The organism is Pseudomarimonas salicorniae, from assembly GCF_023156535.1.
GTDB classification, from domain to species: domain Bacteria; phylum Pseudomonadota; class Gammaproteobacteria; order Xanthomonadales; family Xanthomonadaceae; genus Pseudomarimonas; species Pseudomarimonas salicorniae.
The window spans coordinates 309,329-333,459 of the sequence record NZ_JALNMH010000001.1 but is presented as its reverse complement, the minus strand read 5'-3'; the positions used below and the strand labels follow the sequence as shown (position 1 = coordinate 333,459).

The window sequence follows — 24,131 nt, the reverse complement described above, 5'->3', positions numbered from 1 at the left end:
GTCTTGCCGCGACCTGATTGTCATTCTTCGGCCGGCTTGTCGCCGGAATCTCCGCTGCCGAACAGGTACTTGCCGATCAGCTGTTCGAGCACCACGGCAGACTGGGTCAGCATGATCTCATCCCCCGGCCCCAGCGGCTCGGGGTCGCCACCCGGGGTGATCCCAATGTATCGCTCGCCCAACAAACCGCTGGTGAAGATGCCGGCGGAGCTGTCGGCAGGCAGCTCGCCTGCGGCCGGGGTCAGGTGAAGGGTGACCACGGCGTCGAAGCTGGTCTGGTCGAGTTCGACCCGGGTCACTTCGCCGACCTTGACCCCGGCGATCTTCACCGGCGCCCGCGGCTTGAGCTCGCCGAGGTTGGCGAAGCGCGCGGTCAGCTCGTAGCCCCCGCCGCCCAGGCGGTCCTGCGAGTTCGTCGAGGCAAACGCCAGCACAAAGGCGCAGGCAAAGCCCATCAGGATGAACGCGCCGACACTCCATTCAAGTTTTTGCATGTTGGCAACCTCCGGTTGCCGGGATTCGGGATTCGGGATTCGGGATTCGTAACGGCAACAGCCTGCGCCGACCTGCTTTTACGAATCCCGAATCCCGAATCTCCAATCCCGGGTTAATACAACGTCGCGCCCAGCACGAAGTCGAGGAAGAGAACCATCAGCGAGCCCATCACCACCGAGCGCGTGGTGGCGATGGAGGTGCCCTCGATGGTCGGCTCGGCGGAATAGCCCACGTGGACCGCGATCAGGGTCGTCGCGAAGCCGAACGCGGCGGCCTTGGTGAAGCACTGGCCGAAATCGTCGGCGAAGTCGACCGAGCCCTGCAGCGCGCTCCAGAAGAATCCGCTGTCGATGCCCAGCGCGAACACCGCCTGGAAATAGGCGCCGAGGATGGCGAAGGCGCAGAACACCGCGGTCAGCAGCGGCAGGCTGATGACGCCGGCGATGAAGCGCGGGGCGACTACCTTGCCGACCGGGTCGATGGCCATCATCGACAGGGCGGTGATCTGGTCGGTCGCCTTCATCAGGCCGAGCTCGGCGGCCATCGAGGAGCCGGCGCGGCCGCAGAACAGGATCGCGGCGAGCACCGGGCCCAGCTCGCGGTACAGCGGAATGCCGATGGCGGTGCCCAGGGCGCTGCTGGCGCCGATCACCTCCAGCGCGCGGTAGCCCTGCAGCGAGACCACCAGGCCGACGAACAGCCCGCCCACAGCCACGATCGGCAGCGAGCGCGCGCCGACCGTGTAGCACTGGATGATGATGTCCTGCAGCTGGCCGCGGCGCAGGGTCAGCGAGCCGATGATGCGCCCCAGCAGGATGCCGATGCGGCCGAGTTCGCGGATCTGGCCGAGCATCAGCGCTGCCCCTTGCGGTAGTCGAAGCCGATCGGGCCGTCCGGCTGGCCGTCGAGGAACTGCCGCAGCAGCGGATCGGAGGTGTCGGTGAGGTCTTCCGGTGAGCCGTCGAAGACCACCTTGGCATTGGCGACGACGATGACGTGGTCGGCGATGTCCAGCGTCTCGCGGACGTGGTGGGTGATCACCACCGAGGTCATGCCGAGGTTGTCGTTGAGGTTGCGGACCAGCTCGAGGATCACCCCGCAGGCGATCGGGTCGAGGCCGGTCAATGGCTCGTCATAGAGCATCACCGGCGGGTCCAGCACCAGGGCGCGGGCCAGGGCCACGCGCCGGGCCATGCCGCCGGAAAGCTGCTGCGGCATCAGGTGTCCGGCCTCACCGAGGCCCACGGCCGACAGCTTCATCACCACCAGTTCCGCCAGGACCTCTTCCGGCAGATCGGTGTGCATGCGCAGCGGCAGGGCCACGTTCTCGAAGACCGACAGGTCGGTGAGCAGGCCATTGCCCTGCAGCAGCACGCCCATCCGCCGGCGCAGGGCGAACAGCTCGCGCTGGCTGGCCAGGGGCAGGGGCTTGCCGAGTACCTCGATGCGCCCGGCGCTGGGGTCCAGTTCACCGGTGATGGCGTAGAGCAGGGTCGACTTGCCGGCGCCGCTCGGGCCGAGCACGGCGGTGACCGCGCCCTGGCGCACCTCGAAGGAGGCACCGCCGACGATCAGGCGGCTGCCGCGGCGCAGGTCGACGCGGTCGAAGGCTATGGCGGCAGGGGCGTTGGTCATGGTCGGGGGGCGGGATCCGGCCGCGTGCGGCCGCCCACCATGTTCAAGGGTCGATGAAGGGAGTCTGAAGCAGGCGGCATTATCGCCCGCCTTCGGGCTCGGCGGCAGCCCCGGCCGAAGGCAGCGCCAGTGGCGCCTCCGGAAGGTGCCAGCCGAACAGCCCGAGGGCCCGGCGGAACTCGGCGTCCGGCGGCGCCTGCACTCCAAAGGTGCGACCCGAGCCGTCGGTCCAATGCAGGGCCCAGGCGTGCAGCAGCATGCGGTGCACGCCGCGCATCCTGAACATGCGGTTTCGTCGACCGTCGCCGTGGCTGGTGTCGCCGATCAGGTGATGGTCGATGTGCTTGAGGTGGCGGCGTATCTGGCGGAAGCGGCCGCTCAGCGGCGAGCACTGCAGCAGGGCGAAGCGCGAGGTGGGATGGCCGGCGCTGGCCTCGTCCAGCTCACCGCAGGCCAGCAGGCGGTACGCGGTCTGTGCCGGCTTCTTCTGCGGCTTGCCCGGGCCGCCGTCGAGCGGGTGATCGATCAGCCCCTCGGCATCGGGCCAGCCTCGGCAGACGGCCAGATAATTCTTGCGCACCTCGCGGGCCATCAGCTGGCGACCCATGGCCGAGGCGGTTTCGCGGTCGAAGGCGAGCATCAGGCATCCGCTGGTCGCGCGATCCAGCCGATGCAGCAGGAAGACCGGTCGGCCGAACTGCGCGCGCAGGCGGTCGGCGGCGAAGTCGGTCTCGCCACGGGCCAGGGCCGAATCGTGGACCATCAGCCCGGCCGGCTTGTCGACCACGGCCAGACGGTCGTCGAGATGGAGCACGGGCAGGGCGTCCAGGGCTGGGCTCCGGCGGTAACGGGCGGCGAGCGTAGCAGGCGGCGAGCGCCGCTGCGCGATGGCGGGCGCGGTTGTGCGGCTCAATCCGGATCCGGCCCGAGCACGATCACCTCGAGGCGGTCGCGGCCAGCCTGCTTGGCCCGGTACATCGCCTCGTCGGCCCGGCGCATGGCGTCCTCGAGATCGTGTTCGGCGGGGTCGAACACGCACAGGCCGATGCTGGCCTTGAGCTTCAGCGGGCCGGCGCCCTGAGGCACCACCCGGGTGGTGGCGATGGCCTGGCGCAGGCGGCTGGCGATCGCACTGGCGTCCGCCTCCCCGCGCCGACCGAGCAGCATGGTGAAGGCGAATTCCTCGCCGCCGATGCGGCCGAAGCAGTCCTCCTGGCGGAAGAAGCGTTCCAGGCAGCCGGCCACCGCGATCAGGGCGCGGTCGCCGGCCTCGTGGCCGTGCTCGTCATTGATGGTCTTGAAGTGGTCGAGGTCGAGCATGCCGAACGCCAGGCGCTCGCCGCGGCGTCGCGCACGGGAGAACTGCTGGGCGCTCTGGTCGAGAAAGCTGCGCCGGTTGGGGATGCCGGTCAGTTCGTCGTAGAAGGCGAGCTTCTCCAGGCGGTGGTTGGCCTCGCGCAGCTCCGTCGTGCGCCGGTCGACCAGGGCCTGCAGGTTCTGCTTCAGCTCGCGCAGATCGCGGTTGCGCTGCTCGAGCTGGTCGGCGTGGAACACCGAGTCGCTGACGTTGCGCTCGATCGCGGCAAAGTGGGTGACCTGGCCCAGCCGGTTGCTCAGGGGCACGATGTTCATGTCCAGCCAGTACGGCCGGCCGGTCTTGCCATAGTTGAGCAGGGTTTCGCGAACCGCTTCCTTCCGGCCCAGGGCCTCGCGGATCCGGGCGCAGGCCTCGGCGCTGGTCAGCTTGCCCTGCAGCAGGCGTGGCGTCTCACCGAGCACCTCTTCGGGGCTGTACCCGGTCAGCTCCTCGAAGGCGCGGTTGACGTAGACGATGCGAGGACCGGTCGGGCCATCGATGTCGTCGGCCTCGGTGACGATGACCACGTCCGCGGCATGCTCGACGATGTCGCGGAAAGAGAAGTTCTGCCGGTCCGAAGTGACCTCGCTGAACAGCACGACGATGAAGCCTTCGCCGCTCCAGTCGTCGCCCGTGTGACCTTCGGGATAGGCATTGACGCTGAACCAGGTGACCTCGGGCCGGCTGCTGTCGACCACGCCCACGACCTCGTTGCGCAGCGGGGAGCGGAAGCGCTTGACCTTGTTGACCGGGTACTCGTCCGGCTGCAGCCGGCGGTTGTTCTCGTCGATGAAGTTCCACTGCGGATCGCGGTCATCGTGGCCGATCAACTGCCCGTAGCTCATCCGCAGCAGCTGCAGTGAGGCCGGATTGGCATAGACGATGGTGCCGTCCCAGCGGTGGATGACCACGCCGATATGGGCATGCTCAAGGAAGACCTTGAGGCTGATGTCGGTGAACTGGTCCACGCCCCCCCCCAGTGCGCTGGACTCCGACCTGCTCCGGCCAGGCCAGACCCGGAAGCCTGCCCGCAAGCATACGCCTGTGCCGCGCTCGCGGAGCGCCTTCCTAGCCGAGACCAAGACCGGCGAGCTGGCGCGCGGCGTCGCGGGCCTGCCGGGCCGATGAGAAGCCGGCACGCTGCGCGGCCACTTCGGCGCTGGCGCCGGCGTCCTCGCGCCACTGCCGGAGCAGGGCCAGGCGCATGCGCTGGACGTAGTGAAGGGGAGCGATACCGGCGTGGGCGTGGAAAAGCCGGCGAAGGTGGCGGGCGGACACATGCGCCGCGCTGGCCAGCCGCTCGATCGACCAGTCTGCGGCGGGGTCGGCGAGCACCGCCTCCTGAGCGCGGTGCACCGCGGCGTGCAGGTGGTTGCGGTGGTCCAGCAGCGGAGAAAGTTGCGGATCTCCGCCGGCGCGGCGCCGATAGACGACCAGCTCACGGGCGACGCGATTGGCCAGTTCGACCCCCGCGCGCTGGCGGATGGCTTCGAGGGCGAGGTCGATGCCGGCGGTGATCCCGGCGCTGCTGGCCACCGGGCCGTCGATGACGAACAGGCGGTCGTCCAGCACCTGGGCCTGTGGGCAGCCCTGGCGCAGGGCCTCGACGTGGTCGTGATGGGTGGTGCAGCGGCGGCCGTCGAAAAGGCCGGCGCGGCCGGCCATCAGGGCGCCCGCGCAGACCGTCCACAGCCGCGCCCTGCCGGTTTCGATCGCCGGGGCAACCACCCGGCGCAGCCATCCGATCAGGGCTCGCTCGGCGGCTTCGCGTTCGCCTCTTGCGATCGGCAGGCGGCTGGCCGTACCGACCAGGATCACCCAGGCCGGACTGTCCGCGCTGCCCGGCAGGCCGGACGGATAGGGCTCGCAGTCCACCAGGCGCAGCGGCAGGGAGCTGCGCACCTCGGAGGCTGCGCCGAGCATGCCCAGGGCGAAGGGCGCGGGCTGGCCGGCCTCGATGCAGAGGTCGTTGGCGATGCGCAGCGGCTCGGCGATGCCGGCGAGGTCCAGCAGCAGGGTGCCCGGAAGCAGGGCGAGCAGGACCGGCGTCGACATCGCTGCGGGCCGCTAGGCCGCCGAGGCCAGCGCCCCGGGCAGGGCGGCCAGCGCCTCGTCGACATCGACGATCCGGGCGAAGCGTTCCTCGAGGACCAGCTCGCAGCGCTCGCGGATCTCCTCGACCGAGTAGACCCGGCCGCCGCGGTGGGCAAACGGGAAGGTCAGCGTTGCCTCGGTCACGTAGTCGACCTGGAAACCGCGGTCGCTGGCGTCGCGGGTGGTGGTCTCGCAGCACTGCTCGGAGCGGATGCCGCTGATGGTCAGCGCGTTGATCCCGTGGCGGGTCAGCCAGCCCTGCAGCGGCGTGCCGGCCAGTGCCGAGTGGGCGTGCTTGTCGAAGGCCAGGGCCGGCGCGTAGTCGACCAGCCCGTCAAGCGGCCGGATCAGGCCGCTGGCGCGGGAGAACAGGCCTTCCTCTTCGACGTGGAAGCAGCGGACGACGGGCTGTCCGGCATCGAGGAAGCCGCGGATCAGCCGGTTCTGCGCCGCCAGGTAGACGGCGTGGTCGACCTCGTGCCAGACCGGGCGGGCGGCGAAGGAGGCCTGCGCATCGATCACGAGCAGGGCGCGTTGCGGACGATTTTCGGACGACATGAGGGTGACCCCTTGGGTTGGCTGGGGGTTCACATCCTATAGCGCGAGTAGCCGGCATCCGATACCCGTCCCGGACCGGCTGCGACGAAAAACGGACAGGCCGGTCCGGAGCCTCAGTCCTCCGAGATCAGCTCGCTGCGTGGCGGCAGGTCGAAGCGATAGGTGAAGTGGCCCATCTTCATCCAGCGCACCCGGCTGGCAGCGCCATGGTCGATGTAGACGGTGATCCGCGCCAGCGGCGCGCCCGGCACTTCCAGCCAGGCCCCCTCCTCGTCGGCGCCCAGGCCGGTCCATGAGCTGGCCGGGCCGAGTACCGCCTCGACCTCTTCGCGGCTCATGCCGCGGTCGAGCCGGCCCAGACGTTTGAGATAGTCGCGCTCGGGGGCGTCCATCTGCGCCACGGCCTCGTCGCCGTCGACGGTGAAGGTGCGCCAGGCGCCCACGGTGGCGACCAGGGCCAGGGCAGCGGCCACCACCAGGAACAGATTGCGGATCGGGTGCGGTTTCCTGCGCATGGGCCTATCGGAATCGGAAAGCGGGGCAAGACTACGGTAACGCCGCGCGTACCGCCTGAACCCGTGCCTCCCATCCGGCACCAGCGGCGCCCTCGCGCCGCCGGATGGTCGCGGGTGCCGGGTCGAGGCAGGGCGCCAGCGAGCGACGCGCACCGAACCTCATAGGGTGCGGCTGGCCGCACCGGGCGCACCGTCCGAACGCCCGTACCGCTCAGACAGGGCGAAAAATGGGCGCAAAGAAGACCTTCCCCAGAACCCGAATGTAGGAGCCAGCTTGCTGGCGATCGTCCCGTCCGGGGCGCCTATCGCCAGCAAGCTGGCTCCTACACGCAACGGCGTTGCCCGATCCAATTTTCGCCGCAAGGCAGACCTCGCCGCAGTCAGATTGTGGGAGCGCCGCTGGGCGCGACCGCGGCGCTACGGATTCACCACAGACCGCGGCCAGAGCGGATCTCCGCGGTCGCGCCCAAGGGCACTCCCACAGTCGGGCTTCGTTGGGCGTCAGCGAAGGCTCATACGGTGCGCCTTGGGCGCACCGATACGAGCGTTCGGTCGGTACGCCCGGTGCGGCCAGCCGCACCCTATGACCGGGGCGTCGGTAGATGCCCCGGCGGCGGTCAGGGTTTCAGCGTGCGGTTGAACAGCTCGAAGATGCGCCGGTACTGGTCGTACCAGCTTTCCGGATGCACGTAGCCGTGGCGCTCCAGCGGGTAGCTGGCCAGCTCCCAGCCGTCCTTGCGCAGCTCGATCAGGCGCTGGGCCAGGCGCACCGAGTCCTGGTAGAAGACGTTGTCGTCGATCATGCCGTGGGCGATCAGCAGCTGGCCGCGCAGGTTCTCGGCGTACTCGATCGGCGAGGAGCGCTTGTAGGCCTCGGGGTCCAGCTCGGGCGTGTTGAGGATATTGCTGGTGTAGCCATGGTTGTAGTGCGCCCAGTCGGTCACCGGGCGCAGCGCGGCGCCGGCGTGGAAGGCGCCCGGTGCGCGGAACAGGGCCATGAAGGCCATGAATCCGCCGTAGCTGCCGCCGTAGATGCCGACCCGCTCGCGGTCGCCCTGGTGTTGCGCGACCAGCCAGTCGATGCCGTCGAGGTAGTCCTCAAGCTCCGGGTGGCCCATCTGCCGGTAGATCGCCGTGCGCCAATCGCGGCCGTAGCCGCGCGATGCGCGGTAGTCGAGGTCGAGCACGATGTAGCCGTGCTTGACCAGCAGTTCGTTGAACATCTGCTCGCGGAAATACACCGGCCAGCCGCTGTGGACGTTCTGCAGGTAGCCGGCGCCGTGGACGAAGAGGGCAATCGGATACTGCTTGCCGGGCTCGAGCGTCTCCGGACGATAGAGCTTGCCCCAGATCGGCGCCGCGCCGTGGCTGCTCGGCACCTGCACGAACTGCGGCGCCATGAAGGTCCGCTCGCGCGCCCGGTACTCGGCCGTGCGGGTATCGGTGAGCTGCCGATAGTCGCTGCCGTCGACGCCGATGTTCGCCAGCTGCGGCGGCAGGTGGTGGGCCGAGACCAGCAGGGCCAATCGCTGCTCGTCCGGCGAGAGGACGAATCCTTCGACGGCGTCCTGGGCCGTCACTTCACGCACCGTTCCACCGGAGGCCGGCACCGCGCAGACTTCGTAGTCGCCCGGCCAGGCACGATTGCAGCGGAAGTAGGCGGTGGCGCCGTCGCGGGTCCATTCCACCTCCGAGGCTTCCCAGCTGCCCGAGGTCAGTGCGCGGGCCCGCGCGCCATCCCTGTCGTCCATCAGGTAGAGGTGCGAGTAGCCGCTCTCCTCGGAGAGGTACCAGAGCTGCCCGTCGGGCAGCCAGCCGAATTCGTTGAAGGCCCAGTTGATCCATGCCGGGTCGGTCAGCCGGTGGCGCGGGGCAAGGCTGGCCGCGCTGGGCGAAAGGGTGGCGATCCAGCGGTCCTTGTTGTCGATGGCGCGCAGCATCACCGCCGCCCGCGAGCCGTCGCGGCGCCACTGGATGGCCTCGACCTCGAGCGGCCGCTGGCCTTCCAGCCTGGGCTTGTCGGCGGCCTCGCGCAGCGCGGCGAGCGGATCCTCGGCGATGCCCGGCAGGCGATCGAAGGGCAGGGTGCTGACCTCGCCGGTGGCCAGGTCGACCAGGTGCAGAGTCTGCGCCGCCGGGGCATTGCGGCCGACCCGGGTGCGTACGTCCTCGACCTCCTCGTAGCCGCTTTCGGTGACGTACTTGGGCATCTTGCCGCCGCGGCCCGGCTCGCCCTTGGGCTGGGTCACCGCGAGCAGGTGGCGGCCGTCCGGCGACAGCGAAGTGGCGACCAGGCGCGCCTCGCTGCCGAGATAGACCGGCGCCGGCGCGCGGGTCGGGTCGATCTCGCGCAGCTCGGCCTCGCGCTGGCGCAGCGCCTCGCGCTCGGCGGATTCGCGGGCCAGGGTCGAGATCAGGCGAAGCTGCATGGCCTGCAGGCTGTCCTCGCTGGGCGCGGCGGGGTCCTTCTCGGCCTTGAACTCGGCCAGCGCCCAGGACACCCCCTCGCGCAGGTCGTGGCGATACCAGCGGGTGCCGACGCGCCAATGTACAGAGTGCCCATCGGCGCCGAACTGCGGGTCGGCCTCGGCCTCGGCGCTGCGGGTCAGGGCGGTCAGGGTGCCGCTGGCGCGGTCGCGCAGGAAGATGTCGTCGTGGCGGACAAACAGCGCGCGTTGACCGTCCGCGCTGAATACCGGGTCGGGGCCGTCGAGGCCGGCGCGCTGGGCATCGGGCACCGGTGCCGCGGCGGCGCCATCGAGGGTGACGCGGTAGAGGTCACGCACCGGGCTGGCATTGCGCTTGAGCTCGAAGTGCAGGGTGTCAGCGCCCACCAGCGACCAGAACGGCGACTCGACGGGCGGGCCGATCCAGTCCGGCTGCGCCATGATCTGGTTCAGCTCGGCCTTCCAGGTGGCCGATTCGAACCCGTCGGCGACATCGCGGGCCTGCGCGACGGGCAGGCCAATCAGGATCAGGCTGGCAAGAAGGACAGGTGCTCGCACTGCACGCTCCGCGAAAAAAACGAAGCGCGGAGGGTAGCAGCAATGCCGTGGACGGGCGCCGCGTCCGGCCGCGCCAGGCGGCCGCTGCGGCGCGGGGCTCTACCAGACGACCTCGGCCATCTGGCAGTTCAGCCCCGAGCCGATGCCCATCAGGGCGATCCGCTTGCCCTTCTGCAGGCGCCCGCTCTCGGCCAGCTTGGACAGCGCGATCGGCACCGAGGCCGGGCCGATGTTGCCGTGCTCGGGAAACACGGTGAGCACCTTCTTCGGGTCGATGCCGAGCAGGTCGACGATCGCCGCGGTGTGCACCTTGCTGATCTGGTGGATGACGAACTCGTCGATCTCCGAGGCCACCCAGCCCATCGCGGCGCGCGCGGCCTGGAAGGTCTTGGCGGCGAGCTTGAGACCCTCGACCAGAAGCGAGCGGGTGTCGGTGACCATGCGGTCCATGTTGCCGCGGCACAGGTGGCTGAACTCGGTGGCGGCGCGGGTCACGCTGCCAAGGAAGCGGTGGCCATTGGGCAGCAGCTCGGCGCGGCCGAGCACCATCGCGGCGGCGCCGGAGCCGAGGGTCAGCGAGGCGAACTCGTTGCGGAACTGGTCCGGGGTGACATCGGGCGAGCTCAGCCGCTCGATGGTCCGCTCGGCGATGGTGTTGCTGACCTCACCGTTGACCACGAGGGCGTAGTCGATATCGCCACGCTCGATCATCCGCGCGGCGATGTCCATGCCGTTGAGGAAGGCGAGGCAGGCGTTGCCGACGTCGAAGTTCTGGCAGGTGTCGGCGAGGCCGAGGTTGCCGTGGATGATCGAGGCCGTCGACGGCTCGAGGTAGTCGCGGCAGACCGAGGTGTTGATCAGGATGCCGATGTTCTCGCGCTGCACGCCGCACTGGGCCAGGGCCTTCTGCGCGGCCATGGTGGCGGCGTCCGAGGGCTGCACATTGCCGTCCCAGATGCGCCGTTCGCTGATGCCGGCGACGTCTTCCAGCAGATTGTCGCGGATGCCCAGGCGGTCGAGGGTCGGCTGCAGGCGCTGCATGATCTCCGCCGAGGACAGGCGGATCGGCGCATCGACATGGGCGACCGAGGCGATGGCTACGTGCTGGAAGAGCATAGGGGCAGGTCCGGGAGGAAAACAGCGGGACGGTACCCGGAAGCGCTAGACCCCGCAACCGAAAGCGGGACAGGGCGGCCTGGGGCCGCGCCCGGCTGCAGGCGTGCCGTTCATCTTCGGTGCCCTAGGATTTCGGGATGAAACGACTGGTGAAGTGGCAGATCGGGGTGGCCCTGCTGGGTCTGGCAGGCGCGACGCAGGCCCAGGAAAGGGTGCTCGAGGGCAGTCTGGCGGACGGCCTTGGCCGCTACCGGATCGAGCTGCCAGCGGGCTGGCAGCCCGGTGGGCGGCTGATCGTCTACAACCATGGTTTCAACTTCAACGATCCCAACCGACGTGCGCCCTCGACCTCGCCGAGCGCCGAGGTGGGCGAAGCCCTGCGTGCCCAGGGCTATGCGCTGGCCGCCGGCAGCTATGCCAGCCGCGGCTGGGCGCTGTTCGACATCGTCCCGGCCCAGCGCGCCCTGCTCGACACGTTCCGGAGCCGGGCCGGCGAGCCCGGCCAGACCATCCTCTTCGGCGGTTCGCTGGGCGGCCTGGTCTCGGTGCTGACCGCCGAGGCGCTCGCCGCCGAGGGGCGCCCGGTCGACGGCGTGCTCGCCGCCTGCCCCCCGCTGGGCGGCGCCCGCACCTGGGACCAGGCCGTCGACGTGCGCCTGGTCTATGACGCGGTCTGCAGCGGGCACAAGCTGCCGGCGAGCAGCGACCCGGCGCTGCCATGGATCCTCGACGCCGACGATATTCCCGAGGACATCGACAACATCGACGACCCGGACAGCCTGGCTGACCTGGCCTCGGCAGCCAACCGGATCCGCCAGTGCACCGGCCTGATCCAGCCGGCAATTCTCGATACCAGTGCGCAGCGGGCGCGGAAGGCGCGCCTGAAATCCTTGCTCGGCCTGAGCAGCGATGACTTCCTCAAGACCCAGCTGCTCTACGCCCTGGCCCCGCTGTCCGATCTGGTCCGGGACCCGACCAAGCTGGGCGGCCGTAGCGCCTTCGACAACCGCAATGTGATCTACGGCGATGCCGAGGTCGACGCCACGGTGCGCCGCGTCGAGCGCGACCCGATCGCAGCCGTGCGCCTGTCCGCTGTCTCCGACCCGCGCGGCGGCTGGGGCGATGCACGGGTGCTGTTGCTGCACACCACCCGCGACGAGCTGGTTTTCCCTGAACATATCGCTGCGTTGCCGATCCGCGCGGGTGACCGGCCGCCGGTCACCGCCTTCGTTCGCGAGTCCTCGCCCGGACATTGCGATTTCGAGCAGGCCGAGCTCGGTGCCGCCCTGGTCGCCCTGCAGGCCTGGATGGACGGCGGTCCGGCACCCAGCGCGGCCGGTCTCGATGCCGCCTGCGAGGCCGGCGCCGACGCCGCCCGCTGCCGCTTCGCCCCGGAATACCAGGTCGCGCCGCTGGACTCGCGCATCCGTTCACGCCGGCTGAACCTGCTGTTCACCGACCAGGACCACACCGGTGCCTGGTTCGACCCGTCCTTCAACGGCGAGGGCTGGGTGGTCGAGGTACTGGAAAACGGCGTCGACGCGGCGGTCACCTGGTACACCTATCCCGACAGCGGCGAGCCCGGCGAGCAGCGCTGGATCGCCGGCATCGGGCGTATCGCCCAGGACGGCATCCACATCGCCGAGGCCTTCGAAACCCGTGGCCCGGCGTTCGGCGGGTTCGATCCCGACGACGTCGAGTACCAGCCCTGGGGCGAATTCACTCTCGCCTTTGATGGCACCGTCCCCGGAAGCAACCTCGGCAGCGGACGTCTGGCCTACCGCGGGCGCGGCGGCGAGACCGGCGAGCGGGTGCTGCAGCAGGTCGCCACCCACGCCCGGCCACCGCAGCACCACAACGACCTGTCACCGCAGCCGCGGCCACCGCATCCGGAGAGCCGCTACAGCGGCAGCTGGTTCCGCGGAGCGGAGGCGGCCGGCGAAGGCCTGCAGTTCCTGGTCGACGCCGAGGGCCGCGGCACCCTGGTCTGGTACACCTACGACCCCGCGGGCCATGCCGCCTGGCTGCTCGGCCCGACAAGCGCCGCGGCCGAGCCCGGCGTCTGGCGCTTCCAGGCCCTGCGCCCGCGCGGCACCCGCTTCGGCGAGGACTTCGTTGCCGGCGAGGTGCAGACCCCGACCTGGGGCGAGATCGAGCTGCGCTTTTCCGGCTGCGAAAGCGCCCAGCTGCGCTGGAGCCCGAGCGAGCCCGGCTGGAGCGCCGGCGAGGCCAGCCTCGTCCGCCTCACCCGCCCCGCCGGCAGCGCGCCGTGCGAGACCAGCGCCGAGGCGGAATAGGGCGCCAAGAGGACATTCATAGGGTGCGGCTGGCCGCACCGGGCGTACCGTTGGAACGCCCGTATCGGTGCGCCAAGGCACACCCTATGGGGCTTCGCCGCCCCCCAACGAAGCCCGAATGTGGAGTGCCCTTGGGCGCGACCGCGGAGATCGGCTCTGGCCGCGGTCTGTGGCGAATCCGTAGCGCTGCGGTCGCGCCCAAGGGCACTCCCACAGTTTGACTGCGGCAAGGTCTGCTTTGCGGCGCAAACCGGACCTTGCAGCGCCGTTACGTGTAGGAGCCAGCTTGCTGGCGATAGGCGCCCCGGGAGGGACGATCGCCAGCAAGCTGGCTCCTTGTCTACATGCGGGTTCTGCGGAAGACCTTCGCGTACGAACCGGGCATCGGCAGCCTCCCAACGAACCGCGCCCGTGTTGGGCCTGACCTGCGCAGGGCAGCGCCGCAGGCACCTCTCCGTGTCCGCGGGCAGCGAACGTGCGGCGTGCGGCCCTTGTTCGCCACGACGCGTCGGAACGGGCAATCGGGTAGTCCGTCCGGGGCGGCCGAGCCGAATCCGATGGATGTGCGCCGGGCGCACCACATGTCGTTTCACCCGGCGTTCCGGGCGCCGTCGCGCCCGCCGCTCACCTGCGCTTAACCCTTCCGCCGCTAGCGTTCCCTTCACGCTGCATCCGATCTGTCCCAGCCAGCGAGCCAGGGGTTCTGCTCGCTTTCCGTGGCCGGGCGGTCGCCTGCTCCATGCCGGCCAACGACGGGAGTGAGCCGTGTTCATCGATGATCTGGGCAAGGGGCAGGGTGGCGATGCGCCGACCCTGCGGGTGAGCCGTCGCGGCTTCCTGCAGAGCGTGGGCTCGGGGGCGCTGGTGCTGGGGCTGTCCCTGCGCGGCGGTCACGCCATGGCCGACGCCACCGCCGGCGGACTGAAGGACGTCAAGGGCGGCGATGCGACGCCCTCGCTGTTCATCAGCATCGAAGCCGACGGCACGGTGAAGCTCACCTCGCACCGCTCCGAGATGGGCCAGCAGGTCTGGACCGCGATGGCGCAGATCCTCGCCGAGGAGCTGGAGCCCGACTGGGCGAAAGTGCAGATCGTCCAGGCCATCGGCCATCCGCGCTACGGCGACCAGAACACCGACGGCTCGCGTTCGGTGCGCCGCAACCTTGATCGACTGCGCATCGCCGGCGCCGCCATGCGCACCCTGCTGGAGCGCGCCGCCGCGGCGCGCTGGGACGTGGATCCGGCGCAGTGCCGCGGCGAACAGGGCAAGGTGCTGGGGCCCGACGGGCGCAGCGCCGGCTATGGCGAGCTGAGCGAGGCCGCGGCCGGGCTGCCGCTGCCGGGCGAGGGCGAGCTGAAGCTGAAGGACCGCGCCGACTGGCGGCTGATCGGCAAGGACATCCCATCGCTGACCGTTCCGCGGATCATCCGCGGCGAGGGCACCTTCGGCATCGATGTGCGCCTGCCCGACATGCTGGTCGCGGTGATCGCCCGTCCGCCGCAGGTCTTCGGCAGCGTCCGCCAGCTCGACGACAAGGCGGCGCTGGCGGTGCCCGGCGTTTTGCGCACCGTGCGCCTGCCGGCGCTTGAGCCGCCCGCCGGCTTCAAGGCGCTGGGCGGCGTGGCCGTGGTCGCCGAGGACACCTGGGCGGCAATCCAGGGGCGCCGCGCGCTGAAGATCGACTGGGAGGCCGGCCCCAATGCCGGCTACGACTCGAAGGCCTTCGCCGAGGCGATGATGGCCACCGCGCGCAAGCCCGGCGAGGTGCGCCGCAATCGCGGTGATGTCGACGCCGCGATGAAGTCCGCGGCCATGCGCGTCGAGGCCGAGTACTACGTGCCGCATCTCTCGCAGTCGCCGATGGAGCCGCCGGCCGCCACCGCCCGCTGGACCGGCGACAAGGTCGAGTGCTGGGCCTGCGTGCAGGCGCCCCAGGCGGCGCGTCGCGCGGTCGCCGAAGCCTGCGGCGTGCCCGAGGACGACGTCACCATCAACGTGACCTGGCTCGGCGGTGGCTTCGGCCGCAAGTCCAAGCCGGATTTCATCGTCGAGGCGGCCCTGGTCGCCCGCGAGGTCGGTCGACCGGTGAAGGTGACCTGGACCCGCGAGGACGATCTGCAGCACGGCTACTTCCACAGCGTCAGCGCGCAGCGCATGGAGGGCGGGCTGGACGCCGAGGGCCGCTGCACCGCCCTGCTCCACCGCACCGTGTTCCCACCGATTCCCTCGACCTTCCAGGCCGGCGCGAAGTCGCCCTCCTGGGGTGAGCTGCGCCTGGGCGCCAGCGACAACCCGTTCGCCGTGCCCAACCTGCGCCTTGAGAGCGGGGAGGCCGAGGCCCATGTGCGGATCGGCTGGCTGCGCTCGGTGGCCAACGTCTATCACGCCTTCGCCATCCAGAGCTTTGCCGACGAGCTGGCCCACGCCGCCGGGCGCGACCCGAAGGACTACCTGCTCGAGCTGATCGGCCCGCCACGCCACGTCGATCCGCGCGAGGAGGGCGCCGAATACGACAACTACGGCGATCCGATCGAGGACTATCCGATCGACACCGGGCGTCTGGCCAACGTGGTCCGCGAGGCGGCGACGATGGCCGGATGGGGCCGCAAGCTGCAGAAGGGCCGGGGTCTGGGCATCGCCGCGCATCGCTCCTTCCTCAGTTACGTCGCCACAGTGGTGGAAGTCGAGGTGGATGACTCAGGACGCCTGAGCATCCCCGGCGTGTGGTCGGCGATCGACGCCGGCACCGTGGTCAACACCCGCCATGTCACCGCCCAGGTCGAGGGCGGCACGCTCTACGGTCTGTCAAATGCCCTGTATGGCGCGATCACGGCCAAGGACGGCGTGGTGCAGCAGGCCAACTTCCCCGACTGGCGCCTGATGCGGATCAATGAGGCGCCGCGCGACCTGCAGGTCAAGATCATCGAATCCAGCGCGCCGCCCGGCGGGGTGGGCGAGCCGCCGACGCCGCCGGCCGCACCGGCGCTGACCAATGCCATCTTCGCCGCCACCGGCCTGCGCATCCGCCGGCTGCCCGTTTTCGATACCGATCGCCGTGACCGACTGCCCGTCGGCACGGCAGGCTGAGGAGTCGCGCATGGCCATCGAACTCACCATCAACGGCACCCGTCATCAGATCGAGGCGGCGCCGGGCACCCCCCTGCTCTGGATACTGCGCGACCGGCTCGGCATGACCGGCACCAAGTACGGCTGCGGTGTGGCCCAGTGTGGCGCCTGCACCGTGCATCTCAATGGCCAGCCGCGGCGCGCCTGCGTGCTGCCGGTGGAGGCTGCGGCCGGCGCCGAGATCACCACCATCGAGGGGGCCGAAGGGCGCGTGGCCGATGCCGTGCGCAAGGCCTGGCAGGCCATCGACGTGCCGCAATGCGGCTACTGCCAGTCCGGCCAGATCATGTCGGCCATCTCGCTGCTGCAGGTGCTCAGCAATCCCTCCGATGAGGACATCGACCAGGGCATGTCCGGCAACCTCTGCCGCTGCGCCACCTATGTGCGGATCCGCCGGGCGATCAAGGATGCGGCGAAGGAGCTCACGTCATGAGCGCGCTGCGTTGGACCGCCGCCATCCTGGGGTTCGCCGTGGTCGCCAGCGCGACGGCCGGTGGGCCCTCCGCTGCGACGCTCAAGCCGCTTTCCGAGTTCGAGGCCATCGGCGACCGCACCCAGCGCGCGCACGCGCTGTTCGCCGAGATCGGACGGGTCATCCAGCATCCGCGCTGCGTCAACTGCCACCCGCGCACCGACCGCCCGCTGCAGGGCGACGACGGCGCCCTGCACCAGCCCCTGGTGGTCCGCGGCCTCGGCGGCATGGGCCGACCGGGGATGCTCTGCAACACCTGCCACCTCGCGGAAAACTTCGGCAACGTGCCGGGCAACCCCAAGTGGCACCTGGCCCCGGCCTCGATGGCCTGGGAGGACGTCCCGCTGGCCGGGATCTGCGAGCAGATCAAGGATCCGCAGCGCAATGGCGGCAAGTCGCTGGAAGCGCTGGGCAAGCACATGGCCGAGGACGAGCTGGTCGGCTACGGCTGGAACCCCCCGGCCCACCTGCAGCCCGTCCCCGGCGACCAGCAGCAGTTCGGCCAGCTGTTCCAGGCCTGGCTCGACGCCGGCGCCCACTGCCCGCCGCGCTGAAGCCGGCCCGCTTCGCCGGCTGCTCTTCGCAGCGGGCTTGACCGCGAGATCGCGGCGCTGCGGAGCAGCCACGGACCGCGGCCAGAGCTGGGCGCCACCGTCGTGCCCAGGGGCAGTCTGCGAGAGCCCCGGCATTTGACGGCGAGGACGGACGGTAGATACGCGCGGCAGATACGCGCTCGAACCGTGGGCAGCCGTCAGCTTCCCTCGCGCCGCCAGCTGGCAACGCGTGTCATCTCGCCCCAGCGGCGGCGGGTGCGGAACAGCCAGCTGAGCAGGCCGCGCAGCCGCCACCAGGCGACCATCTGGCGATAGCCGAAGTTCTCCAGGATCGCGATCATCACCAGTCGCGCCAGCTGGGCCCCGCGGGGAAACAGCCGGAACGACATCTCCTCCAGCATCAGCGCCGAGACGGAGAGCAGGATGCCGAAGCTCAGCGCGAGCAGCAGGAAGGTCCAGAAGGCTTCGGGCGACAGCAGGCCCAGCACTCCGCCGATCAGCAGACTGGCATAGCCGACGACCTCCACCAGCGGGCCGAGCAGTTCGAACAGCACGAAGAACGGAAAGGCCAGCCAGCCGGCGAAGCCTCCCCGCAGATGGAAGAGCAGCCCGGGATTGGCGGCGAGGCTTTCGGCCAGACCGCGCTGCCAGCGGCTGCGCTGGCGGCGCAGGACCGCTGTCGTCTCGGGCGCTTCGGTCCAGCAGATCGGGTCGGGTACGTAGGTGATCCGGTAGGGCCGGCGGTGGATCCGGTTCAGGCGATGCAGGCGCACGACCAGCTCCATGTCCTCGCCCACCGTGTCCGTGCGGTAGCCGCCGGCGTCGATGACCGCGGTGCGACGGAACAGGCCGAAGGCGCCGGAGATGATCAGCACCGCGTTCATCGGCGACCAGCCGAGCCGGCCGAACAGGAAGGCGCGCAGGTACTCGATCACCTGGAAGCGGGCCAGCCAGCTGCGCGGCAGGCCGACCCGCTCCAGCACGCCGCCGCTGACCGTGCAGCCGTTGGCGAGGCGGACGGTTCCGCCGCTGGCGATGGTCAGCGGGTCGTCGATGAAGGGCTGCACCACCTTGAGCAGGGCCCTGGGGTCGAGTACGGAGTCGGCATCCATGGCACAGAACAGCGGAAAGCGCGCGGCATTGATGCCGGCATTGAGCGCATCGGCCTTGCCACCATTCTCCTTGTCCAGCACCCGCAGCTGCGGGTAGCGCAGCGAGCGCATGAACCTGCGGATCGGCTGGCTGGGCAGCCCCGCCCAGGCAGCGGCGGGAAACTCGACCAGGCCGAACTCGCGGATCAGCTCGCCCATGGTGTCGTCCTTCGAGCCGTCGTTGACCACGATGACCTCGTAGCGCGGGTACTCCAGCTGCAGCAGGGAGCGCACCGAGGCGACGATCGTCTTCTCTTCGTTGTAGGCCGGCACCAGCAGGCTGACCGGCGGCTCGAAACCGCGCTGGTGCGGCAGACGATCAAGCGAGTGACCCGCCATGTAGCGGGCAAGGGTGGGAATTGAGAGCAGATTCAGCAGCAGATAGCCGCCGTTGACGAGGCCGAGATAGGCGATGAAGAACCACTGCAGCGACAGCAGGAAATGCTCGGTGGCCAGGAGCCAGTCCAGGGCACTCATCCGGAAAGGGCCTTTTCGGCCAGGAGCTGCTGCAGCATGTCGCGGGCGTACGGGTCCTGCAGCGTGTCGAGGACCGGCTCGAGCGTTGCGGCGTCGATGCCGGGCAGGCGGATCAGCGACTGGCCGGCACGATAGCGGACCCACCACACCGGATCGCGCAGCATCTCCATCAGCAGCCCGCGATCCTCGCTGCCGCCGATCCGGCCGAGGGCGGTGGCCGCCTTGGCCCGCACCACCCAATGGCTGTGCGCGGCCAGGCCACGCACGACCTGCACCGCGCGGGGATCATCGACCACGCGCAGCGCCGAGGCGAGGGTATCCACGCCCTGGTCATGGTCCAGCATCGGTCGGATCGCCGACCAGGTGCCGGGCGGTCGCAGCACGTCGACCAGGTGCAGCAGCCGTGGCGCCTCGCCCTCGCTGCATCGCGCCAGTGCCTGCAGCAGCGCGGCCCCCGCCGGTCGCGCCGGCAGCTCCTGCAGCAGTGCCTGCAGCCGCGCGTCGGGCCAGTCACGGCGCTCGGGCAGCAGGGCGAACAGCCGCTCGGTGGCCCGCTGCGGATCGATGTGGGACATCGCACGCAGCGCCAACAGGGACACGCGCGTGCCGCCTCGCGACGCCAGGGCGTCGAGCGCGCCCCAGGCGCTGGCGTCGCCCAGCCAGCCCAGCGTGGCTGCGGCCAGCAGCGTGCTGCCCAGTCGGCGGCGGCGCAGCAGCCGGGTGGCATAGGTGGAGAAGCCCATCTCCCGGCCGACTGCGCGCAGTCGGTCGATGCTGTCGCCCCGGGTCGACTCGGCATAGAACAGCCACAGCATCAGGACCAGATCCGGATGACGCCGCGGCAGCGCGGGTGGCGTCTGCGCTACTCCCTCGATGGCGCGGATGAACACCGGGCCGAACTTCTGACGGATCCGCCGTTCGGCTTCCCGGCGACGTCGCTCGGTGACGTGCATCGCGGCCAGACCAAGCAGCTGGGCCAGGGCCAGGGCATAGACGCCAAGGCTGATCAACAGGGCAAGGCGCAGGGCGGGATCAGCGGACATGTCGATTTTCCATCCCCGCCTTGCGTCGCTAGCGGCGGCCGCGGCGCAGTCTGCGCAGCCGCGCCTTGAGCTCTTCGGGCTGGAAGGGCTTGACCAGGTAGTCATCGGCGCCGGCATCAAGCGCACGGGCGACATCCTGTTCACCGTTCTGCGCGGTCAGCATCAGGATGGGCACGCCTCCCCAGCTCGCGTTCTCGCGGATCTGCTTGATCAGTTCCAGCCCGTTGACGTAGGGCAGCAGCAGGTCCAGCAATACCAGCTCGGGCACCGGCGCGAGGCCGATGGCCTCGCTGGCGATACGGCCATCAGCGCAGCGTTCTGTACGGTAACCCTCGCGTCCGAGGATGAATTCCAGCAGCAGGGCGAGGTCGTCGTCGTCCTCCACGATCAGTGCGAACGGCGCGACATCGGGCGGGGCACTCATGGGCGCGGGGCATGTGGAGGCTTGCGCCGACTATACGATCAATTCACCCGGCTGGCGCGCGCCGGTCAGCTCTCGCAGGGTCGCTCCGCGGTCCGTCCGCGCCTTGCCGGCCGCGGCCTCCGGCATCAGGCCGGCTTGAGGTTGGCGAAGCTCAGGACCAGCCACTTGGCGCCGGCGCCGTCGAACTCGACCTGGACCCGGGCATGGCTGCCGCTGCCCTCGGCATCGATGATGGTGCCGGCGCCGAAGTTCATGTGGCGGACGCGATCACCGAGCTTCCAGCCGCTGCTCTGTTGCACCGACTCGGCGTGCAGGCGGTCGCTGCCGTACTCGCCGGACATCGGCCGCGAGACGCCGACCCGCGGGCGCAGCTCGTGGACCAGGTCGGGCGGGATCTCCTTGAGGAACCGCGAGCGCTGTCCGTAGTGCTCGGTGCCGTGCAGGCGGCGCGCCTCGGCGTAGCAGAGCACCAGCTTGTGCCGCGCGCGGGTGATGCCGACGTAGGCCAGGCGACGCTCCTCGTCGACCCGGCCGGACTCCTCGACCGAGCGCCGGCTGGGGAAGATGCCTTCCTCCAGGCCAACCAGGAAGACCAGCGGGAACTCGAGGCCCTTGGCCGCGTGCAGGGTCATCAGCTGGACCCCGGCCTCGCCCTGCTCGACCTGGCCCTCGCCTGCCTCCAGCGCGGCATAGCTGAGGAAGGCGACCAGCTCGGGCATGTCGACGGCCTCGTCGCCGCCGACGAAGCGGCTGGCGACGCTGACCAGTTCGTCGAGGTTCTCGACCTTGGAGTCCAGCGCGCCGGTGGACTCGTTCTGGTAGTGCGCGCGCAGGGTGCTCTTGGCGATGACGAGGTCGATCTTGCCGGCCAGTGGCAGCTCGCGGGTCTCGCGGTCGAGCTGTTCGATCAGCTCGACGAAGCCGCGCAGGGCGTTGCGGGCGCGGGCCTGCAGGGTGGTCTCGAGCTGGGCCTGCAGGGCGCATTCCCATAACGGGGCGTTGCGCTGCCGGGCCATCTGCCGCAGCACCTCGACGGTGCGCGCGCCGATGCCGCGCGGCGGCGTGTTCACCGCCCGCTCGAAGGCGGCGTCGTCGGCGCGGCTGGCCAGCAGGCGCAGGTAGGCCAGGGCGTCCTTGATCTCGGCGCGCTCGAAGAAGCGCAGGCCGCCGTAGATGCGGTAGGGCAGCTGCTCGGCCAGCAGGGCCTCTTCGAAGGCCCGCGACTGGGCGTTGCTGCGGTAGAGGATGGCGCAGTCCACCGCGCTGCCGCCCTTGACGATCCAGTCGCGGATCGACTCGACCACGAAGCGCGCCTCGTCGACCTCGTTGTAGGCGGCATACAGCTGGATCGGCTCGCCGTCCGCATCCTCGGTCCAGAGCTTCTTGCCGAGCCGATCGGGGTTGTGGTCGATCACCGCATTGGCCGCCGAGAGGATGTTCGCGCTGCTGCGGTAGTTCTGTTCCAGGCGATAGGTCCTGGCGCCGGGGAAGTCGCGCAGGAACTGCTGCACGTTCTCGACCCGCGCGCCGCGCCAGCCGTAGATCGCCTGGTCGTCATCGCCGACCACGAAGGCCTTGCCTGTGTCGCCGGCCAGCAGGCGGATGAAGGCGTACTGGATCCGGTTGGTGTCCTGGAACTCGTCGACCAGCAGATGCGAGAAGCGCTCGCGGTAGTGCTCGAGCAGGGCGGGATGATTCAGCCATAGCTCGTGGGCACGCAGCAGCAGTTCGGCGAAGTCGACAAGGCCGGCGCGCTCGCAGGCGGTCTGGTATTCCTCGTAGATGCGCACGAAGGTCTGGCTGATCGGATCCTGCGGCTGCAGGTGCCTGGGCCGCCGCCCCTCGTCCTTGTGGCCATTGATGAACCAGGCCGCCTGGCGCGGCGGGAAGCGGGTGTCGTCCAGCTCCATCGCCGCGATCACCCGCTTGAGCAGGCGGATCTGGTCGTCGCTGTCGAGGATCTGGAAGCCTTCCGGCAGCTTGGCGTCCATCCAGTGCAGGCGCAGAAGACGATGGGCCAGGCCATGGAAGGTGCCCACCCACATCCCGCGCGGCAGCTCGCCGGTCAGCTGGGCCAGGCGCTGGCGCAGCTCGCCCGCGGCCTTGTTGGTGAAGGTCACGGCGAGAATGCCGTGGCGCGGCACGCGCTCGACCTCGAGCAGCCAACCGATTCGGTGGATCAGCACGCGGGTCTTGCCGGAACCGGCGCCGGCGAGGATCAGGGCATGGGCAGACGGCGCAGTAACCGCCTCGCGCTGGGCCGGATTCAGCCCGTCGAGCAGGTGGGAAACATCCATAGGCCGCGGATTCTAACCGCGCCGGTGCAAAGCCGGTTTCGGGATAGGGGAAGAACGGGCGCAAAGCGGACCTTGCAACGCCGTTGCGTGTGTAGGAGCCAGCTTGCTGGCGATAGGCGCCCCGGATGGGACGATCGCCAGCAAGCTGGCTCCTACGTTCGGGTTCTGCGAAAGGCCTGTTTCGCACTGCCCCCCCTCCCTAACCCCCCACGATCCCCTCGATATGGGCAAGGGTGCGCTGCACTGCGCCGCGGGCGCTGGCGACGGCCTCGCGGGCGGATTCGCCCATGGCCTGGCGGCGGGCGGCGTCGGCGAACAGCTGCTGCACGTTGCCGGCGAGGGTGTCGGCGTCGTGGATGCGCAGGCCGGCGCCGCGCTCGAGCATCAGGTCGGTGACTTCGGTGAAATTGTGGGTATGGGGGCCGACCAGCACCGGCACGCCCAGCGCCATGGGCTCCAGCACGTTGTGCCCGCCGATCGGATCGATGCTGCCGCCGACGAAGGCGACATCGGCGCAGGCGAGGAAGGGCACCAGCTCGCCCAGCGTGTCGATGATGAAGCACTGGATGCCGACGCCCGGCAGGTGGTGCTCGCTGCGGGTGGCGGTGGTGAAGCCGTGGCCGCGGCAGAGCTGGGCCATTGGCTTGAAGCGCTCGGGATGGCGCGGCGCCACCAGCAGCAGGGCATCGGGAAAGCGCCGCAGCACCCGGGCGTGGGCCTCGATCACCGGCCACTCCTCGCCCTCGTGGGTGCTGGCCGCGATCCACACCGGCCGTCGCGCGCCCCAGTGGATGCGTCGCTCGCGGGCATCCACCACGATCTGCTCCGAAAGGCGCAGGTCGAACTTCAGATTGCCGACCACCTGCAGATGCTGCGGCTTGACCCCCAGCGAGCGGAAGCGCTCGGCGTCGGCCTGCGACTGCGCCGCCACCATGCGCACCCGCTGCACCGCCTCGCTGGCCAGCGGCCGCGCCGGGCCATAGCCGCGCAGCGACTTCTCCGACAGCCGCGCATTGGCCAGCACGATGGGAATGCCGCGGCGGTCGCACTCGAAGTAGAGGTTCGGCCAGATCTCGGTTTCCATGATCACCGCGATCGCCGGCTGGATCCGGTCGAGAAAGCGGCGCACCGCGGCCGGCAGGTCGTAGGGCAGGTAGACGTGGAAGATGTCCTCGCCCCACAGCTGGCGCACCCGGTCCGAGCCGGTCGGGGTCACCGTGGTCACCACCATCGGCCGGTCGCCGAAACGCTGGCGCAGCACATCGACCAGGGGCGAGGCGGCGTTGACCTCGCCGACCGATACCGCATGCACCCAGACCGCCCCGGGCGCGGGCGGCGGCGTGAAATAGCCGAAGCGCTCCAGCCAGCGGCGGAAGTAGCCGCGCAGGCGCAGGCCGCGGGCGGCCAGCCGGTAGATGATCACCGGGGTGACCAGGTACATGGTGAAGGTGTAGAGCGCCCGCATGAAGCGATGGCGCAGGGAGAGCGGCGGCATCGGCCAAGGATACTGGATCG

Annotated in this window: 19 protein-coding genes; 4 read left to right on the top strand and 15 right to left on the bottom strand. The window is 70.0% G+C overall.

The features are described from left to right. Positions 1 to 20: 20 nt before the first annotated feature. From mlaD to M0G41_RS01345, 10 genes are all read right to left on the bottom strand, one after another. On the bottom strand, positions 21 to 494 hold the full coding sequence (gene mlaD / locus M0G41_RS01390; RefSeq protein WP_248204394.1) for an outer membrane lipid asymmetry maintenance protein MlaD: 474 nt from the start codon (positions 492 to 494) through the stop codon (positions 21 to 23). Between the two features lie 113 nt (positions 495 to 607). After that, complete coding sequence (locus M0G41_RS01385; RefSeq protein ID WP_282452569.1) at positions 608 to 1,348, bottom strand: MlaE family lipid ABC transporter permease subunit; 741 nt, start codon at positions 1,346 to 1,348, stop codon at positions 608 to 610. After that, the gene (locus tag M0G41_RS01380; RefSeq protein ID WP_248204392.1) at positions 1,348 to 2,130 is read right to left on the bottom strand and encodes an ABC transporter ATP-binding protein; all 783 of its coding nucleotides are present in this window, start codon (positions 2,128 to 2,130) and stop codon (positions 1,348 to 1,350) included. Before M0G41_RS01380 ends, M0G41_RS01385 begins: the two co-directional genes overlap by 1 nt. Positions 2,131 to 2,209: 79 nt before the next feature. Then, positions 2,210 to 3,043 carry a pseudouridine synthase gene (locus M0G41_RS01375; RefSeq protein ID WP_425511219.1) on the bottom strand — a complete coding sequence of 278 codons (834 nt, stop codon included), beginning with the start codon at positions 3,041 to 3,043 and terminating at the stop codon, positions 2,210 to 2,212. Next, positions 3,040 to 4,455: a diguanylate cyclase gene (locus M0G41_RS01370; protein WP_248204390.1), complete on the bottom strand. Its 1,416-nt coding sequence runs from the start codon at positions 4,453 to 4,455 to the stop codon at positions 3,040 to 3,042. Before M0G41_RS01370 ends, M0G41_RS01375 begins: the two co-directional genes overlap by 4 nt. A gap of 100 nt (positions 4,456 to 4,555) precedes the next feature. Continuing rightward, positions 4,556 to 5,542, bottom strand: coding sequence for a GlxA family transcriptional regulator (locus M0G41_RS01365; protein ID WP_248204388.1), 987 nt, complete (start codon positions 5,540 to 5,542; stop codon positions 4,556 to 4,558). Between the two features lie 12 nt (positions 5,543 to 5,554). Further along, positions 5,555 to 6,139 (bottom strand): cysteine hydrolase family protein, encoded by a 585-nt coding sequence (locus M0G41_RS01360; RefSeq protein ID WP_248204386.1) that lies wholly within the window; start codon positions 6,137 to 6,139, stop codon positions 5,555 to 5,557. A gap of 113 nt (positions 6,140 to 6,252) precedes the next feature. Next, positions 6,253 to 6,654: a hypothetical protein gene (locus M0G41_RS01355; RefSeq protein ID WP_248204384.1), complete on the bottom strand. Its 402-nt coding sequence runs from the start codon at positions 6,652 to 6,654 to the stop codon at positions 6,253 to 6,255. Between the two features lie 617 nt (positions 6,655 to 7,271). Next, positions 7,272 to 9,659, bottom strand: coding sequence for an alpha/beta fold hydrolase (locus tag M0G41_RS01350; RefSeq protein ID WP_248204382.1), 2,388 nt, complete (start codon positions 9,657 to 9,659; stop codon positions 7,272 to 7,274). A gap of 99 nt (positions 9,660 to 9,758) precedes the next feature. Then, positions 9,759 to 10,775 (bottom strand): 3-oxoacyl-ACP synthase III, encoded by a 1,017-nt coding sequence (locus M0G41_RS01345; RefSeq protein ID WP_248204381.1) that lies wholly within the window; start codon positions 10,773 to 10,775, stop codon positions 9,759 to 9,761. A gap of 137 nt (positions 10,776 to 10,912) precedes the next feature. Between M0G41_RS01345 and M0G41_RS01340 the strand changes: the two genes are divergently transcribed. The 4 genes from M0G41_RS01340 (at position 10,913) to M0G41_RS01325 (ending at position 17,224) form a co-directional block, all read left to right on the top strand. Beyond that, positions 10,913 to 13,072 (top strand): alpha/beta fold hydrolase, encoded by a 2,160-nt coding sequence (locus M0G41_RS01340; RefSeq protein WP_248204379.1) that lies wholly within the window; start codon positions 10,913 to 10,915, stop codon positions 13,070 to 13,072. Between the two features lie 765 nt (positions 13,073 to 13,837). After that, positions 13,838 to 16,159, top strand: a complete 2,322-nt coding sequence (locus M0G41_RS01335) for a xanthine dehydrogenase family protein molybdopterin-binding subunit (RefSeq protein ID WP_248204377.1) — start codon at positions 13,838 to 13,840, stop codon at positions 16,157 to 16,159. A gap of 10 nt (positions 16,160 to 16,169) precedes the next feature. After that, positions 16,170 to 16,631, top strand: coding sequence for a (2Fe-2S)-binding protein (locus M0G41_RS01330; protein ID WP_248204375.1), 462 nt, complete (start codon positions 16,170 to 16,172; stop codon positions 16,629 to 16,631). Continuing rightward, entirely contained in the window at positions 16,628 to 17,224 is a 597-nt protein-coding gene (locus M0G41_RS01325; protein WP_248204373.1) for a hypothetical protein, read from the top strand. The genes M0G41_RS01330 and M0G41_RS01325 overlap by 4 nt, the downstream gene beginning before the upstream one ends. 197 nt (positions 17,225 to 17,421) lie before the next feature. Here M0G41_RS01325 and M0G41_RS01320 read toward each other — a convergent pair whose 3' ends face one another. The 5 genes from M0G41_RS01320 to waaA all read right to left on the bottom strand — a co-directional run bounded on the left by M0G41_RS01320 (position 17,422) and on the right by waaA (position 24,111). Beyond that, positions 17,422 to 18,852 carry a glycosyltransferase family 2 protein gene (locus M0G41_RS01320; RefSeq protein WP_248204371.1) on the bottom strand — a complete coding sequence of 477 codons (1,431 nt, stop codon included), beginning with the start codon at positions 18,850 to 18,852 and terminating at the stop codon, positions 17,422 to 17,424. Then, positions 18,849 to 19,895: a HEAT repeat domain-containing protein gene (locus M0G41_RS01315; protein ID WP_248204369.1), complete on the bottom strand. Its 1,047-nt coding sequence runs from the start codon at positions 19,893 to 19,895 to the stop codon at positions 18,849 to 18,851. Before M0G41_RS01315 ends, M0G41_RS01320 begins: the two co-directional genes overlap by 4 nt. A gap of 28 nt (positions 19,896 to 19,923) precedes the next feature. Continuing rightward, positions 19,924 to 20,319 carry a response regulator transcription factor gene (locus M0G41_RS01310; protein WP_248204368.1) on the bottom strand — a complete coding sequence of 132 codons (396 nt, stop codon included), beginning with the start codon at positions 20,317 to 20,319 and terminating at the stop codon, positions 19,924 to 19,926. Between the two features lie 125 nt (positions 20,320 to 20,444). After that, positions 20,445 to 22,616 carry a DNA helicase II gene (gene uvrD / locus M0G41_RS01305; protein WP_248204366.1) on the bottom strand — a complete coding sequence of 724 codons (2,172 nt, stop codon included), beginning with the start codon at positions 22,614 to 22,616 and terminating at the stop codon, positions 20,445 to 20,447. 199 nt (positions 22,617 to 22,815) lie between these two features. Beyond that, positions 22,816 to 24,111 (bottom strand): lipid IV(A) 3-deoxy-D-manno-octulosonic acid transferase, encoded by a 1,296-nt coding sequence (waaA, locus tag M0G41_RS01300; protein WP_248204363.1) that lies wholly within the window; start codon positions 24,109 to 24,111, stop codon positions 22,816 to 22,818. Between the last annotated feature and the right edge of the window lie 20 nt (positions 24,112 to 24,131).

Coding starts and splice junctions, on each gene's coding strand:
- mlaD (WP_248204394.1), bottom strand. CDS start 494: ATGCAAAAACTTGAATGGAGTGTCGGCGCGTTCATCCTGATGGGCTTT.
- M0G41_RS01385 (WP_282452569.1), bottom strand. CDS start 1,348: ATGCTCGGCCAGATCCGCGAACTCGGCCGCATCGGCATCCTGCTGGGG.
- M0G41_RS01380 (WP_248204392.1), bottom strand. CDS start 2,130: ATGACCAACGCCCCTGCCGCCATAGCCTTCGACCGCGTCGACCTGCGC.
- M0G41_RS01365 (WP_248204388.1), bottom strand. CDS start 5,542: ATGTCGACGCCGGTCCTGCTCGCCCTGCTTCCGGGCACCCTGCTGCTG.
- M0G41_RS01360 (WP_248204386.1), bottom strand. CDS start 6,139: ATGTCGTCCGAAAATCGTCCGCAACGCGCCCTGCTCGTGATCGATGCG.
- M0G41_RS01355 (WP_248204384.1), bottom strand. CDS start 6,654: ATGCGCAGGAAACCGCACCCGATCCGCAATCTGTTCCTGGTGGTGGCC.
- M0G41_RS01345 (WP_248204381.1), bottom strand. CDS start 10,775: ATGCTCTTCCAGCACGTAGCCATCGCCTCGGTCGCCCATGTCGATGCG.
- M0G41_RS01340 (WP_248204379.1), top strand. CDS start 10,913: ATGAAACGACTGGTGAAGTGGCAGATCGGGGTGGCCCTGCTGGGTCTG.
- M0G41_RS01330 (WP_248204375.1), top strand. CDS start 16,170: ATGGCCATCGAACTCACCATCAACGGCACCCGTCATCAGATCGAGGCG.
- M0G41_RS01325 (WP_248204373.1), top strand. CDS start 16,628: ATGAGCGCGCTGCGTTGGACCGCCGCCATCCTGGGGTTCGCCGTGGTC.
- M0G41_RS01320 (WP_248204371.1), bottom strand. CDS start 18,852: ATGAGTGCCCTGGACTGGCTCCTGGCCACCGAGCATTTCCTGCTGTCG.
- M0G41_RS01315 (WP_248204369.1), bottom strand. CDS start 19,895: ATGTCCGCTGATCCCGCCCTGCGCCTTGCCCTGTTGATCAGCCTTGGC.
- M0G41_RS01310 (WP_248204368.1), bottom strand. CDS start 20,319: ATGAGTGCCCCGCCCGATGTCGCGCCGTTCGCACTGATCGTGGAGGAC.
- uvrD (WP_248204366.1), bottom strand. CDS start 22,616: ATGGATGTTTCCCACCTGCTCGACGGGCTGAATCCGGCCCAGCGCGAG.
- waaA (WP_248204363.1), bottom strand. CDS start 24,111: ATGCCGCCGCTCTCCCTGCGCCATCGCTTCATGCGGGCGCTCTACACC.